The 16,583-nt window shown below is 59.5% G+C and carries 13 protein-coding genes and 1 pseudogene; 4 read left to right on the plus strand and 10 right to left on the minus strand.

The genetic code is table 11. The features are described 5' to 3' along the window. Positions 1-11: 11 nt before the first annotated feature. The 7 genes from ada to xylF form a co-directional block, all read right to left on the minus strand. Entirely contained in the window at positions 12-1,085 is a 1,074-nt protein-coding gene (gene ada, locus ACL2XF_RS17375) for a bifunctional DNA-binding transcriptional regulator/O6-methylguanine-DNA methyltransferase Ada (RefSeq protein WP_413722034.1), read from the minus strand. Between the two features lie 155 nt (positions 1,086-1,240). Continuing rightward, a complete protein-coding gene (darD, locus tag ACL2XF_RS17380; protein WP_410012269.1) occupies positions 1,241-1,900 on the minus strand; it encodes a darobactin export ABC transporter ATP-binding protein in 660 nt (219 codons plus the stop codon). Position 1,901: 1 nt separating this feature from the next. After that, positions 1,902-3,158, minus strand: coding sequence for a darobactin export ABC transporter periplasmic adaptor subunit (gene darC, locus ACL2XF_RS17385; RefSeq protein ID WP_410012270.1), 1,257 nt, complete (start codon positions 3,156-3,158; stop codon positions 1,902-1,904). Further along, positions 3,149-5,569, minus strand: coding sequence for a darobactin export ABC transporter permease subunit (darB, locus tag ACL2XF_RS17390; RefSeq protein ID WP_413727233.1), 2,421 nt, complete (start codon positions 5,567-5,569; stop codon positions 3,149-3,151). The genes darC and darB overlap by 10 nt, the downstream gene beginning before the upstream one ends. A 266-nt stretch (positions 5,570-5,835) precedes the next feature. Beyond that, on the minus strand, positions 5,836-7,002 hold the full coding sequence (gene xylH, locus ACL2XF_RS17395) for a xylose ABC transporter permease XylH (protein WP_413722032.1): 1,167 nt from the start codon (positions 7,000-7,002) through the stop codon (positions 5,836-5,838). Then, positions 6,995-8,503 carry a xylose ABC transporter ATP-binding protein gene (locus tag ACL2XF_RS17400; RefSeq protein ID WP_413723540.1) on the minus strand — a complete coding sequence of 503 codons (1,509 nt, stop codon included), beginning with the start codon at positions 8,501-8,503 and terminating at the stop codon, positions 6,995-6,997. Before ACL2XF_RS17400 ends, xylH begins: the two co-directional genes overlap by 8 nt. 105 nt (positions 8,504-8,608) lie before the next feature. Next, a complete protein-coding gene (xylF, locus tag ACL2XF_RS17405) occupies positions 8,609-9,604 on the minus strand; it encodes a D-xylose ABC transporter substrate-binding protein (protein WP_413722031.1) in 996 nt (331 codons plus the stop codon). 483 nt (positions 9,605-10,087) lie between these two features. Between xylF and xylA the strand changes: the two genes are divergently transcribed. From xylA to xylR, 3 genes are all read left to right on the plus strand, one after another. Continuing rightward, positions 10,088-11,407, plus strand: coding sequence for a xylose isomerase (gene xylA, locus ACL2XF_RS17410; RefSeq protein WP_413722030.1), 1,320 nt, complete (start codon positions 10,088-10,090; stop codon positions 11,405-11,407). A gap of 110 nt (positions 11,408-11,517) precedes the next feature. Further along, the gene (xylB, locus tag ACL2XF_RS17415) at positions 11,518-12,972 is read left to right on the plus strand and encodes a xylulokinase (protein ID WP_413727234.1); all 1,455 of its coding nucleotides are present in this window, start codon (positions 11,518-11,520) and stop codon (positions 12,970-12,972) included. 114 nt (positions 12,973-13,086) lie between these two features. Then, complete coding sequence (gene xylR, locus ACL2XF_RS17420) at positions 13,087-14,265, plus strand: D-xylose utilization transcriptional activator XylR (protein ID WP_413722029.1); 1,179 nt, start codon at positions 13,087-13,089, stop codon at positions 14,263-14,265. 68 nt (positions 14,266-14,333) lie between these two features. On the opposite strand, the pseudogene ACL2XF_RS17425 reads toward xylR, so the two are convergent. Next, positions 14,334-14,726 (minus strand): annotated as a pseudogene (locus tag ACL2XF_RS17425) (winged helix-turn-helix transcriptional regulator); the annotation flags it as partial. Positions 14,727-14,806: 80 nt separating this feature from the next. On the opposite strand from ACL2XF_RS17425, the gene ACL2XF_RS17430 reads away from it, so the two are divergent. Next, positions 14,807-15,664, plus strand: coding sequence for an SDR family oxidoreductase (locus tag ACL2XF_RS17430; RefSeq protein WP_413728827.1), 858 nt, complete (start codon positions 14,807-14,809; stop codon positions 15,662-15,664). A 31-nt stretch (positions 15,665-15,695) separates the two neighbouring features. Here the strand turns inward: ACL2XF_RS17430 and ACL2XF_RS17435 are convergent, their stop codons facing one another. After that, positions 15,696-16,124 carry a CopD family protein gene (locus tag ACL2XF_RS17435; RefSeq protein WP_410012280.1) on the minus strand — a complete coding sequence of 143 codons (429 nt, stop codon included), beginning with the start codon at positions 16,122-16,124 and terminating at the stop codon, positions 15,696-15,698. Then, entirely contained in the window at positions 16,124-16,498 is a 375-nt protein-coding gene (locus ACL2XF_RS17440) for a DUF3817 domain-containing protein (RefSeq protein ID WP_410012282.1), read from the minus strand. Before ACL2XF_RS17440 ends, ACL2XF_RS17435 begins: the two co-directional genes overlap by 1 nt. Positions 16,499-16,583: the final 85 nt, after the last annotated feature.

A 16,583-nucleotide genomic window follows, 5' to 3' on the forward strand; every position in this document is an offset into this window, starting at 1 on the left:
CGTCACGCCGCTTAGCCTTTGGCCTCCTTATCCAGTAGCAGCCGTTTGCGGTCCACCCCCCAGCGATAGCCGGATAACGCCCCGTCGCTGCGCACCACCCGATGGCAGGGTATGGCCACCGCCAGCATATTGGCGGCGCAGGCGCCCGCCACGGCGCGCACCGCGGCGGGCGAACCGATGCGTTTCGCCACCTCCAGGTAGCTGGCCGTGCGCCCGGGCGGGATATCCCGCAGGGCCTGCCAGACGCGCTGCTGGAAGGCGGTGCCGCGAATATCCAGCGGCAGGTCCAGGCCAAGGGCCGGCGCATCGACAAACCCCACCACCAGCGCCATCCGCCGGGCAAAGGCCTCATCGTCCCCCGCCAGCGCCGCGTGGGGGAAGGTATCCTGCAACTGTTCCACCAGCCGCTGCGCATCGTCGCCCAACAGGATGGCGCAGATGCCGCGCGCGCTCTGGGCGACCAGGATATCACCCAGCGAGCAACGCCCGACCGCAAAGACGATAGCAACGCCCTTCCCTCCCGCCCGGTAAGCGGTGGGCGTCATCCCCAGCAGCGCATCGGCTCCGGCGTAAAAACGGCCCTGGGAGTTAAAGCCGGACTCCAGCACCGCGTCGGTCACCGAGGCGTCGCCCGCAAGCCGTTGCCGCACCCGCTGGTTACGCCGGGCCACGGCATAGGCTTTCGGCGTCAGGCCGGTAACGGACTTAAATAACCGGTGGAAATGGAACGGGCTTAAGGCGGCCTGTTGCGCCAGCTCCGCCAGTGTCGGCATCCCCTCAGCCCCGTCAATATAACGGCAGGCCAGCTGGATTTTCGCCGCCTGTTCCGCCGCTAGCGAAGGCCGGCCCTGGCGGCAGCGTTTGCAGGGACGGAAGCCCGCCCGCAACGCGTCTTCGGCATTGGCGAAAAACAGCACATTCGCCGCCAGAGGCAGGCGCGACGGGCAGGATGGCGAGCAGAATATCCCAGTGGTCCTGACGGCATAAACAAACCGGCCGTCGGCGGCTTTATCGCGCGCGACGATGGCCTGCCAGCGCGGGTCCTGCTCGGTGGGTATCATGGATGCAGTGTTACCTGGTTTCATGGCAAAGCCCCTTTGGTTTCATCATATCGCTACGGCCAGGTGGTGACCAGACTGATGATTAGGGTGGCATGCCCGCGGCGGTTAAACCCCCTGAAGCTTGCTTTTTAATGTATGCCGTTATGCCAATGGCTTTTATCGCCATGCCCGCGCCGGCATTATGCAAGACGCCCGTCGCGCATGGTCAGCACCCGGTTGGCATAACTCGACGCCTCCTGCGAATGCGTCACCATCACCACGGTCGTGCCTTCCCGGTTGATGTTTTTCAGCTGTTCCAGTACGTCGCGGCTGTTCTTACTGTCCAGGTTGCCGGTGGGTTCATCCGCCAGTATCAGGCCGGGGCGGGACACCATGGCGCGGGCAATGGCCACCCGCTGCTGCTGGCCGCCGGACAGCTGCGCCGGATAATGCCCGGCGCGATGCGTCAGGCCGAATACCGCCAGGATCTGATCAACCCGCCGCCGGCGCTCCGCCTTCGCCACGCCGCGGTATTTCAGCGGCAGAACCACGTTGTCATAGACCGACATGGAAGGGATCAGGTTAAACGATTGGAATATATAGCCGATAAGCCGCCGTCGTAAGGCGATTTTCTGCGCATAACCCAGGGCGGCGACGTTTTCGCCGGCCAGGGTCAGACGGCCTTCATCAAGGGGCTCGAACATTCCCAGCACGTTCAGCAGGGTGGATTTGCCTGAACCGGACGGCCCCATGACGGCAAGAAAGTCCCCCGCCCCGACGTTAAGGCTTACCGCGTTCAGCGCCAGGGTCTTGATGGTCTTGGTGGTGTAGAACTTACCGCCTCTTTCCAAGGTAATCATATCAATCAAACTCAATGATATTGGATTTTTCGTAATCATTATCCGCGAAGGTCACCACCCGTTGCCCTTCGGCAAGCCCGCCGAGTATTTCCGCCTGTGCCGCGCCCTGCCGCTTTAACCGCACCGGCGTCTTAACCGCCCGCCGATCGTTTTCATCAAACACATAGACCAGCGCCTGGCCCTCGTTGAAAAACACCGCTTCGGAAGGGACGAGCAGCGCGTCCTGCTGCGTACTCAGAAACACATGCAGATCGATGGATTGCCCGCGCTTCAGGGCAATCTGCTGGGGCTGGGACGGCCGGAGCCTGGCCTTGAACTTGCCGTTGTCCACCGCCGAGGATACCGATTCAATGGCCAGGGGGATTTCGATGCCGCCGGCCTGCGCCATGACATTGGCCTGGGGCTTGATTTTATCCAGGTAATATTCACTGAAATCGGCTTCAAAGTAGTAGGAATGCAGGTTGTCGACCATGGTAACCTTGTCGCCGGGTTTAATCTGCTGGCCGATTTTGATATCCAGCGATGAGAGGGTGCCGTCGATGGGCGAGACGATAATCAGCTGCTCCAGGCCGCCCTTGATCAAATCCACCAGTTTGCCCAGGCGTTTGATGGAGCGATCAATTTCCTGGAACTGCTGCGGCAGTATTTGGTCCTGCTGCCGATCGTGTCCGGACAAAATGGCGCAGGTTTTTTCCCAATGCGCTAACTCATCCAGCAGGTCTTCATATTTAGCCTTTTCGATAATGGCTTTTTCAAACAGCTTTTTATTGCGCCGGATGTCCTTGACCAGCTTCTGCCGGTTGTAATGGGATTTCTGCAGCTCAAGCTTGGTGTCGCGGCTGTTGCGTTCCAATAACATGCGCATATTGCGCAGATTATTGATCTGTTCGGTGGCGTCGGCGATGCGCGAGGTGACCTGCAGGACAAAATCATAATTGGACAGGCGGGCGATAATTTCGCCTTTTTTGACATAATCGGAAGAGGCTTTATAGATATCGACCACCTTCCCTCCGCGCTCCGTGGAAACGATAACGCTTTCGTTGGGGAGGGCGATGGCGCGGGTAACCAGGGTGTCGGTATAGGCCCCGCGCGTCACCGGATGCAAGGCCACGCTCGCCAACGGCAGGCGCAGGTAATTATCGGTGGTGGCCAGCTTATAGAGCCCTGCGCACAGCAGGATCAACAGCGCGGCGGCGATCCAGGCGATCCATCCGGCGCCCGGATGCAGGGCAGCCTTTTTATCCAGTTTTACGTCCATAGCCGTGGCCCTCGCCGCAGGCGCGCCAGCCGGCCGCCACCGGCCAGCAGGGTCGCGACCATCACCGCCATCACCGCCAGGCCCAGGAGCATCAGGGCGGCGAAGGCATAGGTAAGGGCCAGACCGGTGACCACGTCGAATTGGCCCAGCCAGCGCCGCAGGAGCACAACCCCGATGCCGAGGGATAGCGACAACGTCAGCGTCAGCGCCAGCATGTTTTGCCGCAGGAAAAAGACCGCGCTGGTAGACACCGAGCCGCCCACCGCCGCCATGATCATCAGGGTCTGATTGAGCCGCCGGGCCTCCGACAGCCCGATGACCATCGCGCTGACCAGCATCAGGAACAGGGAAAGAGAAGCCACCAGCCTGATGACGTCCTGGATCAACAGGCTGTTTTTATAGTGTTCGGCATGCAGTTCTTCCACCGTGCGCACCTGCAGGTCCGCCAGGCCATAACCGCTGAGCGCGGAGATGATGCGATCCCGTTGCGCCGCGGTGGAAAACCCGATAGCGGCATACTTTTCCACCCGATCGTTAATGAACAGCATCAGCGGCGGCGGCTGGCGGGTACGCTCGCCCGGATAAAAGTTATCGACGACGCGCAGCACGCGCAGCCGGCGCCTCCCGCCGTCCACCTCGGCGTAGAAGGTCGTGTTAAGCGCTTCATCATAGGAAGACAGCCCCATCAGCCCGATAAAGGCCCGGGTGGCAATCACATGGCGCACCGCCGGATCGGCGCTTACGGCAATGGCATTTTCTCCGCCGCCCAGGGTTTCAAGGCCCCATACCCGGGTAAAGTGAGGGTCGACGTCGAGAGCGCTGACGGTCACGAACTGATCCTTGGCCTGCTGGCGGGCATGCTGGATAATGAGCGCAGTAGGCGTCATATCAAACGGGCGCCAGTTGCTCAAGGCGATATTGGCGCTGCCGGCGTCCTCTTTGAGGCGGTTTTGCAGCGCGCGCACGCTTTCAAGCGAATGGAGCCGTTCGCTGGGTTCAAACGTCAGCAGGTTCTTTTGGCGATAGCCGAAATCGGCTTGCATGACGTAACGGTTCTGCGCCGCCGTACCGGCCCAGGAGTAGACCAGGACGCCCGAGATCAGCAGTTGCGTCACCAGGGTAAGCCGGTTGAGGTAATAGGCCGCGGTGGTTTCGTGGCGGTGATTTGCCCGTCCCGCGCCGGCGGATACAACAAAACAGCAGAAATAAAGCACATGCGCGGCGATCACCACGCAGCCGATAAGCAGCAGCACCGCCAGGAACAGCGCGGCCAGCAATGCGGCGCTGTGATGTGATATCAGCGCCAGGACGTAAGGCGACATGGCGGACGCCCCGAACAATATCAACAGCGCCAGCGCGCAGATGACGGCAAACTGCGGCACGATGACCGCCACCGACTCGGCGGCAAGCTGTTTATCCGACGCGCCCAGCGCGCGTTTGATCTTCAGGCTGCGCCGTTTGGCGGCGTTAACGATGGCATTGACGTTAAAATAGTTTACCGCCGTGGTCAGCAGCACAAACAACGCGGCCGCATACAGGGCATGCAGCAAGGGTTTGGCGATAGTCGCGGCCATGTCATCGGCATAACCGTCGTCATAATGCATCTGCTGGATAGGTTTGGCGCGCAGGTGAATGAATGCCGTGGGAGTAATGGGCGTCCCGGATAGCGGCGGGGCGTGAAGCCCGACCAGTTTATCCAGCAGAGCGTTATCAAACGGCGCGGCCGGGGCGGTCCTGATAAAAATAAACAGGTGGCTGTGATACCAGTCTCTCCGCTTATCGTGATAACCCGCCATCGCCGCCGGTGAGAAGGCAATGACCGCCGGCATATCGATGCTGCTGTCGGAACGGGGTTCAAGCACGCCCTTGATCACAAACCGGCCTTTGTCGCCCAGATCGATAGTCTTGCCCACGGGGGACGCCAGGCCGAGATACCGGCGGTTAAAGGCCGGCGTGATATAAATTTCGTTCGCCGCAAGCAAGGCGGGGGCCTGGCGGTAGGGATTGAGCTGCGTCAGGAAGCCTGCGCTGACCGCGAACACCGGTACGCGATGGACAAACCGCCCCTCGCTGCGAACGGTAGTAAACAGCCGCAGGGCATAGACGACGCGGTCAATCCCCGGTTGTTTGCGCAGCGCGTCAAGCAACGGCAGCGGGGCCTGGGCGGAACGCACCTTATCGCCGTTGGGTGGGCAAAACAGGGTTTCGATGCGGTAAAGGCGTTCAGCGCCGGGATAAAACCGGTCTATTTTAGCATCGTCGATAAAGAGCAGCAGAATTAAGAAGGTCGTGGCAAAACCGATGGCGGTAATAACGATCGCCAACAGGGAGGCAGCGGGATTGGCTTTTATATCGTTAACAAACTCACTCAGGATCATCAGCGGATTATCTCGGTGGAGGGAGTAAAACACCACTATGCCTTGCAATATATTATTTAATTTGTCTATTAATTATTAATTACTATATATTAATCACGCTAACTGATTGAAAATCATTATACTTATAAACAGGATTATCCTCTTATTGATTTAAGAAGGCATTAATAAAAACGTCAATCTACTGGTTGTGTTTTTTAATATTATTTAATATGCGTTTAACTTTACGCCATAAAAGCGCGTACCGTTAATGAATAAAAAAACGGGCCGCCCGCCGGCGGCCCGTGGCGCTGAAACAGACCTTACACCCGTTTTTTGGTGGCGGTATCCATCCAAACCGCCAGCAGCAGGATGGCCCCTTTAACGATATATTGCCAGAACGTGGGCACGTCAAGCATGCTCATGCCGTTATCCAGCGACGCCATGATAAACGCGCCCATTACCGCGCCGGCCACGCTGCCGACGCCGCCGGCCAGGCTGGTGCCGCCGATGACGCAGGCGGCGATGGCGTCCAGTTCGGCGATATTGCCCGCCGACGGCGATCCGGCGCCAAGGCGGGAACTGAGGATAAGCCCGGCAATCGCCACCATCAGGCCGTTGATGGCGAATACCGCCAGCTTGGTGCGCTCGACATTCACGCCGGAAAGCCGGGCGGCGTCAATATTGCCGCCGATGGCATAGACGCGCCGGCCGAAGGCGGTGCGGGACGCCATAAACAGGCCGGCCAGCATCAGCGCCACCAGCATCAGCACCGGCGTGGGCACGCCACGGTAGTCGTTAAGCAAATAAATGGCGCCCAATACCACCACGGCGGTAATAGCCTGGCGCGTCATATCCCAGGTCTTGGCCGGCACGGACAATCCCAGACGCTGGCGATTGCCGCGCCGGCGCCATTGCCAGGCGATAAACAGCACCAGGCTGATAAACCCGATGCCGAACCCCGCGCCGCCCGGCAGATAGCTTTGCCCGATCTGCGACATGGCGGGCGATGTGGGCGATACCGTGGTCCCGTTGGTGACGCCGATTAAAATGCCGCGAAACGCCAGCATGCCCGCCAGGGTGACAATAAACGAAGGCACCTTGCGGTACGCCACCCACCAGCCGTTCCAAGCGCCGAGCAGCAACCCGAGCACCAGGGTCACGGCGATGGTCAGCGGCAGCGGCCAGCCCAGCCAGACGTCGAAAATCGCCGCCGCCCCGCCCAGCAATCCCATCATGGAGCCGACCGACAGATCGATCTCCGCCGAGATGATGACAAATACCATGCCGACCGCGAGAATGCCGGTAATGGCGGTCTGGCGCAGCAGGTTGGAAATATTGCGCGCGCTCAGGTACGAGCCTTCGGTGGTAAACGTGAAAAACAGCATGATGACCACGATGGCGGCCAGCATGACGAACACCTGCAGGTTGAGGGACTTCCGCCTGCCGCCGGCAATCGCCGCACCGTCGGTGTGAATAATTTTAGACATGGGAATCACTCCTGAGCGCCGCTTCCATGACCTGTTCCTGGGTCAGGTTGCGGTTGATAAGTGAGGCTTTAATGACACCCTGGTGCATCGCCAGCACCCGATCGCTGATGCCCAGCACCTCGGGTAATTCCGAGGACACCACGATGACGGCGATGCCCTGGCGCACCAATTGATTAATCAGCAGGTAGATTTCCTGCTTGGCGCCGATATCGATACCGCGGGTCGGCTCGTCGAGTATCAGGATGTCCGGGTTTAGCAGCAGACATTTCGCCAGGATGGCTTTTTGCTGGTTGCCGCCGCTAAGCCGGCCGATGGCCAGTTCCGGGGAAGCGGTTTTCACCTTCAGCCGCCCGATGGCGTCACGCACCGCGGCCTGCTCGGCGGCCTCGTCCACCATGCCGAACCCGCCGGTGAATTGGTTGAGCGCCGCCAGGGTAATATTGGCGCCGACGCTCATCACCGGCACGATGCCGTCCTTTTTACGATCCTCGGGCACCATGGCTATCCCCCGGCGCATTGCCTGGCGGCAGTTGGCGAAACGTACCGGCGCGCCATGGAGCAGGATCGTGCCCTCCCAGCGCCCCGGATAACTGCCGAACAGGCACTGCACCAGTTCGGTACGACCCGATCCCACCAGCCCGGCGATGCCGAGGATTTCCCCTTTATGCAGGCTGAAGGCGGCATTATTGACGCGGCGGATATGCTGATTGACCGGATGCCAGGCCGTCAGGCCCTCCACCCGCAGGATTTCCTCGCCAATCACATGAGGCTCATGGGGATAAAGCTCCGTCAGTTCGCGGCCCACCATCATGGTGATCAGCGCCTCTTCGCTCAGGCCCGCGGCCGGACGCGTGGCGATATGCCTGCCGTCGCGAATGACGCAGATCATGTCCGATATGGCTTTGACTTCATTAAGTTTATGGGAAATATAAATGCAGGCGATATCGTGATTGCGCAAATCGTCGACGATATCGAGCAGGATGGCGGTCTCGCTTTCGGTGAGCGACGCGGTGGGCTCGTCCAGGATCAGCAGGCGGACCTGCTTGTTGAGCGCCTTGGCGATTTCCACCAACTGCTGCTGGCCCAGGCCCAGTTCGCCGACCCGCGTGTCGGGGTCGATATTGAGTTTGACCTGCGCCAGCATCCGCTGGCAGCGCAGGTACATATTGTCATAATCCATGACGCCGTATTTCGCCCACTCGGTGCCGAGGAAAATATTCTCCAGTACCGTCATTTGTTTCACCAGTGCCAGCTCCTGATGAATAATGGCGATGCCCTTTTGTTCGGTATCGCGTACCCCGTGCGCCACCAGCGGTTCGCCGCCGAACAGGATCTCGCCCTCGAAGGTGCCGTGCGGATACACCGCCGACAGCACTTTCATCAGCGTCGATTTACCCGAGCCGTTTTCGCCGCACAGCGACAGCACCTGGCCGGCCTCGATGGTCAGGGACACATTATCCACCGCCTTGACCTGGCCGAACCGCTTGGTGATATTTTTCATTTCCAGCAAATTTGATGCCACGATAATCAACCTCCGCAACCGGGCCGCTGTTTAGCGCGGCCCGGTTCAGTTAACGTCACAGACGACAGCCGGCGTTCAGGCGGATTAGTTCAGATCGGATTTCTTGTGGAAACCATCGGCGATGACCGTGCTCTCTATGTTGCTTTTATCCACCGAGATCGGCGTCAGCAAATAGGAGGGGACGTCCTTGAGGCCATTGTTAAGGGAGGCGTTGGACTTGGGTTTTTCACCATTGCCCAATTGAACCGCTATCTCGGCGGCAGTGGAGGCCAGCTGCTTGATCGGTTTATACACCGTCATGGTCTGGGTGCCCTGGTTAATCCGCTGAATACCGGCCAGATCCGCATCCTGGCCCGAAATGGCCACTTTGCCGGCCAGCCCCTGGGCGGCCAGCGCCTGGATGGCGCCGCCGGCGGTGGCATCGTTGGAGGCCACTACCGCGTCAATTTTATTGTTATTGGCGGTCAGGGCATTCTCCATGATTTTCAGGGCGTTTTCAGGTAACCAGCCGTCGGCCCATTGGTCGCCGACGATTTTTATCTTACCGCTGTCAATCAAGGGTTTAAGCACCGTCATCTGGCCGGCGCGGAACATTTTGGCGTTATTATCCACCGGCGAGCCGCCCATCAGGAAATAATTACCTTGCGGCACCCGCTTAACCAGGCTTTGCGCCTGCAGTTGCCCGACTTTTTCGTTATCAAAGGAAATATAAAAATCCACATCAGCATTATTTATCATTCGATCATAAGCGAGGACTTTTATGCCCTCCCGTTTCGCTTCGGCAATAACATTGCTTAACACTTGTCCGTTGTAAGGAATAATCACCAACACGTCGACGCCGCGATTGATCATATTCTCTATTTGTGACATTTGCGTTTCTTCATTGCCGTTGGAGGATTGAACAAAAACATCGGCACCCAGTGATTTGGCCTTGGCGACGAAAATATCGCGGTCTTTTTGCCAGCGTTCCAGACGCAGGTCGTCCACCGCCATGCCGATCTTGATTTGTTTGGCCATGCCCGGCTGGCTTAGCAATACCAGCGCCGCGCAGGCGGAAAGCAGGAGAGTTTTCAGTTTCATTTTAATTCCTTATGTTACTTTTATAAGAACATATTCAGCAATGGAACTTGCCGAGCAACGGATAAGAATCAAACCTTTACAAATAATGTTGCGTAGGGGCGCCCAAGAGGCGACAGAGTTAACCCATGTAGTATTAGGGTCGGAAATCAGCAGCGGCAATTGCAAATTTTCACAACGGCATTATGATATTTTACTCAAATGCGTATTCTGTGAGCTGCGCCTTATTTTGCCGGTGAGGTTAAGGCCGGCCAAACATTAACTTCCGTATTTTCCCCGCCAAAAAGCGCTTTTATCCCCTATTCCTTGTGATCCCGCGCACAATTAATAATTTCATGAATGGCGATGTGAAATAACGTAATTGATCGCGCCGGGCGTTATTACCAGAATCAAGCACAGATTTGCTTATTGTGCCGTCATATTTACCCGCCGGCCTGATAAATCCCGTCCGCTTCAGAACGGACCTGGTGTTTCCAAGGAGTCATTATGTCTCAATTCTTTGATCAAGTTGAAAAAATCCGTTTTGAAGGTACGCAAAGCACCAATCCGCTGGCGTTTCATCACTATAACGCCGACGAAAAGATTTTGGGTAAACGCATGGAGGACCATTTGCGTTTTGCCGTCTGTTACTGGCATACCTTCTGCTGGGGCGGCACCGATATGTTCGGCGTGGGTTCTTTCGACCGTCCCTGGCAGCACGCGGGAGACGCGCTGGCCCAGGCGCGGCTGAAAACCGATGTGGCCTTTGAATTTTTCAGCAAACTGGGCGCGCCTTATTACTGCTTCCATGATATTGATATCCTGCCGGACAGTCCCACCATCAAAGACTATCTGAATAACTTCGCCATATTGACCGACGTGCTGGCGCAAAAGCAGCAGCAGACCGGCATCAAGCTGCTGTGGGGCACGGCGAATTGCTTTAGCCATCCGCGTTACGGCGCCGGCGCGGCCACCAGTCCGGATCCAGAAATCTTCGCCTGGGCCGCCACCCAAGTCAACAGCGCCATGGACGCCACCCGCAAACTCGGCGGGGAAAATTACGTGCTGTGGGGCGGACGCGAAGGCTATGAAACGCTGCTGAACACCGATTTACGCCAGGAACGCGAGCAGATCGGCCGCTTTATGCAAATGGTGGTGGAACATAAACACAAAACCGGTTTCCAGGGCGCGCTGCTTATCGAACCCAAACCCCAGGAGCCGACCAAACACCAGTACGACTATGACGTCGCCACGGTGTACGGCTTTTTAAAACAGTTCGGCCTGGAAAAAGAGATCCGGGTTAACGTCGAGGCCAACCACGCCACGCTCGCCGGGCATACGTTCCATCATGAAATCGCCACCGCCATAGCACTCGGGATCTTTGGTTCGGTAGATGCCAATCGCGGCGATCCGCAGTCCGGTTGGGATACCGACCAGTTCCCCAACAGCGTGGAGGAAAATGCGCTGGTGATGTATGAAATCCTCAAGGCCGGCGGCTTCACGACCGGCGGACTGAATTTCGATGCCAAGGTACGCCGGCAAAGCACCGATAAATACGATCTGTTCCACGGCCATATCGGCGGCATGGATACCATGGCGCTGGCGCTGAAAGTGGCGGCGAAGCTCATCGAAGACGGTCGCCTGGAGCAGATGGTGAAGGCGCGCTACGCGGGCTGGAACGGCGATTTGGGGCAGCGGATACTGCAGGGCAACCTTTCCCTTGCCGAGCTGGCCCAGTACGCCGGCAAGCACGCCCTGGCGCCGGAGCATCGCAGCGGACAGCAGGAACTGCTGGAAAATATCGTCAACCAGGTCTTGTTCAGCTAACGTCTCCGGCGGCGATCCCGGCGTCCGCGCTGGCGGACGGCCGCTATAGTCAACCCGCGCCGCCCCCGCCAACGCGGGGGCGGCGTGGTGACAATTCAGAAGGATAGCGTATGTATATCGGCATAGATTTGGGCACCTCCGGCGTGAAAGCCATTCTGCTGGACGAGGCGCAGCATATTCTGGGCAGCCATACGGAACCCCTGACCGTTTCCCGGCCCCGGCCACTGTGGTCCGAGCAGGACCCGGAGCAGTGGTGGCGGGCGGCCGACAGCGCCATGCGCGCCCTGGCCGCCCGGCATGATCTGAGCGGGGTGCGCGCCCTCGGACTGACCGGCCAAATGCACGGCGCGACGTTGCTCGATAAGCAGCAGCGGGTATTGCGCCCGGCCATTTTGTGGAACGACGGGCGCAGCTTTGCCCAGTGCCGCTCGCTGGAAGACGACGTGCCCCGTTCCCGGGATATCACCGGCAACCTGATGATGCCCGGTTTTACCGCCCCCAAGCTGCGCTGGGTACGCGAACAGGAACCACAGATCTTTGCGCAAGTGGATAAGGTCCTGCTGCCGAAAGACTACCTCAGGCTGCGTCTAACCGGGGATTTCGCCACCGATATGTCCGATGCGGCGGGGACGATGTGGCTGGATGTCGGGCGCCGCGACTGGAGCGATGCGCTGCTGGGCGCCTGTGGGCTGTCCCGGGCGCAGATGCCGCGGTTGTTCGAGGGCAACCAGGCGACCGGCACCCTGTTGCCGCAGGTGGCGGCAAGCTGGGGCATGGCCGCGGTGCCGGTGGTGGCCGGCGGCGGCGACAACGCGGCCGGGGCCATCGGCGTCGGCCTGTATCGCCGGGGACAGGCCATGCTGTCGCTTGGCACCTCCGGCGTTTATTTTGCCGTCAGCGATGGGTTTCTCAGCAATCCCGAGCAGGCGGTGCACAGTTTTTGCCATGCGCTGCCGGGTACCTGGCATCTGATGTCGGTCATGCTCAGCGCCGCATCCTGCCTGGACTGGGCTGCCCGCCTGACCGGCATCGGCAGCGTGCCGGCACTGCTGGAAGCCGCCGCGCAGTCCCGCCCCGGCGCGGCGCCGGTGTGGTTTTTACCCTATCTTTCCGGCGAACGCACGCCGCACAATAATCCCAACGCCACCGGCGCGTTTTGGGGGCTGACCCATGAACACGGCCCGGCCGACCTGGCGCGCGCGGTGGTGGAAGGCGTCAGCTTCGGCCTGGCGGACGGTATGGACGCCCTGCACGGCACCGGCCTGCGGCCGGACAGCATCACGCTGATTGGCGGCGGGGCGCGCAGCGAATACTGGCGGCAGCTGCTGGCCGATGTCAGCGGCGAGGCGCTGGACTACCGCACCGGCGGCGACGTCGGTCCGGCGCTGGGCGCGGCGCGTCTGGCGCAGCTTAGCTGCCACCCCGGGACGTCCTGGGCGGACATGCTGCCCGCGCTGCCGCTGGAGGCCCGCTATACGCCGGATAAGGAGCGGCACGAGGCTTATGCGGAGCAACGGAAAGTATTCCGCCGGTTCTACCAGCAGGTGGCGCATTTGGGCGAGTAGAGCCTCGCCCGCACTTTATAATGAATTTGCTAGCTGGCGCACATCCGGTCAATTCTTTCTGATTGTTCAAAGGTATATGCTGGCCTTCGGCAGATTTTCGTGAGAACCCACCGTATGTTTGAAAAACGTTATCGTATAACTCTATTATTTAATGCCAATAAAGTGTACGACCGCCAGGTTATCGAGGGGGTGGGCGAGTATTTGCAGGCGTCGCAGTGCGATTGGGATATTTTTATCGAAGATGATTTCCGCTGCCGTATCAACCGTATTGAAGAATGGCTGGGCGACGGCGTGATTGCCGATTACGACGATAAGGAAATTGAACTGCTGCTCAGCGAGGCCAAGGTGCCGATTGTCGGCGTCGGCGGCTCTTACCAGCATGCCGAGGAATATCCGCCGGTGCACTATATCGCCACCGATAACCATGCGCTGGTGGCCAGCGCTTTTTTGCACCTGAAGGAAAAAGGCCTGAACCGGTTTGCTTTTTACGGCCTGCCGGCCAGCAGCGGCAAGCGCTGGTCACACGAACGCGAGCAGGCGTTTCGCAAACTGACGGCGGATGAGTATTACCAGCCGATAGTCTACCAGGGCGTGGAAACCGCGGTGGATAACTGGCAGCATGCCCAAAACCGGCTGGCCGACTGGCTGCAGTCGCTGCCGCCGCAAACCGGCATCATCGCGGTAACCGATGCCCGCGCCCGCCATCTGCTGCAGGTATGTGAACACCTGAATATCGCCGTGCCGGAAAAACTGTGCATTATCGGCATCGATAATGAAGAGCTGGCGCGGTGCCTTTCCCGGGTAGCCTTATCGTCCGTCGCCCAGGGCACCCGCCAGATGGGCTACCAGGCCGCCAAGCTGCTGCACCAGTTGCTGAATAAATCACGGCTGCCGCTGCAGCGGATTCTGGTGCCGCCGCTGAAAGTCATGGAGCGCCGCTCGACGGACTTCCGCTCGCTGCGCGATCCGGCGGTGATACAGGCGATGCATTATATCCGCTATCATGCCTGCAAGGGCATCAAGGTCGAGCAGGTGCTGGACGTGGTGGGCATGTCCCGCTCCAACCTGGAAAAACGGTTTAAGGACGAAACCAGTAAAACAATTCATAACGTCATCCATGAGGAAAAGCTGGAGAGCGCACGCAATTTATTGATCTCCACGTCGCTCACCATCAATGAAGTCTCGCAAATGTGCGGCTACCCTTCTTTGCAATATTTTTATTCGGTATTTAAAAAAGGGTTTGATATCACGCCCAAGGAATATCGTGAAAAATATGGCGAAATGTCTTATTAGCGCCGCGCGCTGCCGGTGCGGCTGACCATTGCGGCATCAGGCACGGCCAGGGCATCCGCTTCCCGCCGCGCCGGTTTTGCCTGCCGCGCCTGCATAATCTGCGGCAAATGGGTTTCTATCCAGTCGGCCAGGTGTTCCACGATAGCGCCGACCTCCAGTCCCAGCCCGCTAAGGCTATATTGCACATGGGGCGGCATCACCGGCAGGGATTGGCGGATGACCAGGCCGTCCTCCTCCAGGCACGAGAGGGTCTGCGCCAGCATTTTTTCACTGACGCCGCCCACTTTACGGCGCAGCTCGCTAAAACGATGGGTACCTTGCGACAAGGCGATCAGCACCAGTACGCCCCAGCGGCTGGTCAGGTGTTTCAACACCTCCCGCGACGGGCAATTGACGTCAAGCAATTCGCCGCGCTGCATTTGCCGCGCCAGCGTGGATTTGGGTGCCGCCTGAAAATTCATATACTTACCTTTTTGTTAGTACTTACTTTAAGTAAGTATAGGGGATATGATGCTCTTTCTGAAGCCCAAAGGAGAAAATGATGATTGTTATTACAGGCGCGACCGGCCAACTGGGCCGTTTAGTGATAGCTGAACTGTTAAAAACCCATCCGGCCTCGGATCTGGTGGCCGCCGTGCGCTCGCCGCAAAAAGCGCAGGATCTGGCGGCGCGCGGCGTTAACGTGCGCCAGGCCGATTATGACCGGCCCGAGACGCTGGACAGCGCGTTTAAGGGCGCGACGAAACTGCTGCTGATCTCCTCAAGCGAACTCGGCCAGCGCACGCGCCAGCATGGCGCCGCGATCGACGCCGCCAAACGCGCCGGGGTGGAATTACTGGCTTACACCAGCTTGCTGCATGCCGATACCAGCCCGCTGGGACTTGGCGAAGAGCACCGCGCAACCGAAGCGCTGCTGCGTGATTCCGGCCTGCCGGTCGTGCTGCTGCGCAACGGCTGGTACAACGAAAACCATGCCGCCGGCGTCCCCGCCGCCCTGGCCCACCACGCCCTGGCGGGCAGCGCCGGCGACGGCAGGATAGCCTCGGCCGCGCGCGCCGACTTTGCCGCTGCGGCGGCAAAGGTATTAACCCTGGACGGCCAGGCCGGTAAAGTGTATGAACTGGCGGGGGACAGCGCCTATACCCTGTCCGAACTGGCGGCGGAAATTACCCGCCAGTCCGGCGTGGCGGTGAAATATGTCGACCTGCCGCCATCGGAATACCAGGCGCTGCTCAGCCAGGCGGGACTGCCCGGGCCGGTTGCCGCGCTGCTGGCTGATTCTGATGCCGGCGCGTCGCAGGGCGGGCTGTTTGACGATGGCCGGCAGTTGAGCCGGCTGATAGGCCGCGCCACCACGCCCATCAGGGATACGGTGGCCGCCGTACTGAAAGCCGGGTAATCGCCCGCCGCGATGCGCGGCGTTGCCCGCGCTACAGCGGCTGCAGTACGATCAGCAGCACGCAGGCGATAAGCGCCACCAGGGTAAAGGCGGCGGCGTGGCGCAGGATGGCCGGGGCCGTCAGTTCGGCGCGGCCCAGGCTGCGGCGCAGCGATCCCGACTGCATACCGTGCAGCGCCGATAACGCCAGCACAAAGATGACCTTGATGATAAGCGACAGGGACGGCGGCCAATTGCCCATCAGGGTCAGCGCCAGCCCGGAAAGCCAGGTGACGATCATGGCCGGCAGCGTCACGGTTTGGTTAAAACGCTGCACGGCGCTGAATAGCCGCAGGCCGGGCGCGCGCTCGGCGGCGGGAGTGTGTTTCCAGGCGGTCATCGCCACCGCCAGCAGCAGCATACCGCCTATCCACAGCGTGAACGCCACCAGATGCAGCGCCTTTATCAGCATATAGGTCATTATATCCGTTTCTCCTTAACCGGCACGCCATCCACGCCCGGCCCGGCTTCACGCCGTTTAATCATGCCCACGTTAAAAAACGTCCCGAAAGGGATAAAAGCCAGGATCAGCAGGCGCGCCACCTGGGCTTTACGCCACATACCGCCGGCGGCGGTATTCACCACCATCCAGGCGTAAAACAGAAAAGCCAGTCCGTGGATCGGCCCCATCGCCGCACTCACCTGGGGAAAGCCGGCGAGGTGTTTTAACGGCACGGCAATGCACACCAGGATAACCAGCGTACAGCCTTCCACCACCGATGCGAGATGCAGGCGTCTTAACAGCGTAAGCTCCGCGCCGTCCAGACCCTGGCGCGATTGATTGTCGATGGCCACGTTCGCCCTTTTTGCCGCTGCGGCGGCGATAGCTACTGAAAAAGTAGGGTTATTCTAACCGCAGGTTGCCATGACGGCAAGCCAG

Origin of the sequence: Sodalis sp. RH19 (assembly GCF_047324215.1) — a bacterium.
GTDB lineage: Bacteria > Pseudomonadota > Gammaproteobacteria > Enterobacterales > Enterobacteriaceae > Acerihabitans.

What these genes read in the sequence shown, in the direction of transcription:
- ACL2XF_RS17435 (WP_410012280.1), bottom strand. Translation starts at nt 16,124, where the DNA reads ATGACCTATATGCTGATAAAGGCGCTGCATCTGGTGGCGTTCACGCTG.
- xylA (WP_413722030.1), top strand. Translation starts at nt 10,088, where the DNA reads ATGTCTCAATTCTTTGATCAAGTTGAAAAAATCCGTTTTGAAGGTACG.
- darC (WP_410012270.1), bottom strand. Translation starts at nt 3,158, where the DNA reads ATGGACGTAAAACTGGATAAAAAGGCTGCCCTGCATCCGGGCGCCGGA.
- ACL2XF_RS17400 (WP_413723540.1), bottom strand. Translation starts at nt 8,503, where the DNA reads ATGAAAAATATCACCAAGCGGTTCGGCCAGGTCAAGGCGGTGGATAAT.
- darD (WP_410012269.1), bottom strand. Translation starts at nt 1,900, where the DNA reads ATGATTACCTTGGAAAGAGGCGGTAAGTTCTACACCACCAAGACCATC.
- xylF (WP_413722031.1), bottom strand. Translation starts at nt 9,604, where the DNA reads ATGAAACTGAAAACTCTCCTGCTTTCCGCCTGCGCGGCGCTGGTATTG.
- ACL2XF_RS17430 (WP_413728827.1), top strand. Translation starts at nt 14,807, where the DNA reads ATGATTGTTATTACAGGCGCGACCGGCCAACTGGGCCGTTTAGTGATA.
- ada (WP_413722034.1), bottom strand. Translation starts at nt 1,085, where the DNA reads ATGAAACCAGGTAACACTGCATCCATGATACCCACCGAGCAGGACCCG.
- xylH (WP_413722032.1), bottom strand. Translation starts at nt 7,002, where the DNA reads ATGTCTAAAATTATTCACACCGACGGTGCGGCGATTGCCGGCGGCAGG.
- xylR (WP_413722029.1), top strand. Translation starts at nt 13,087, where the DNA reads ATGTTTGAAAAACGTTATCGTATAACTCTATTATTTAATGCCAATAAA.
- xylB (WP_413727234.1), top strand. Translation starts at nt 11,518, where the DNA reads ATGTATATCGGCATAGATTTGGGCACCTCCGGCGTGAAAGCCATTCTG.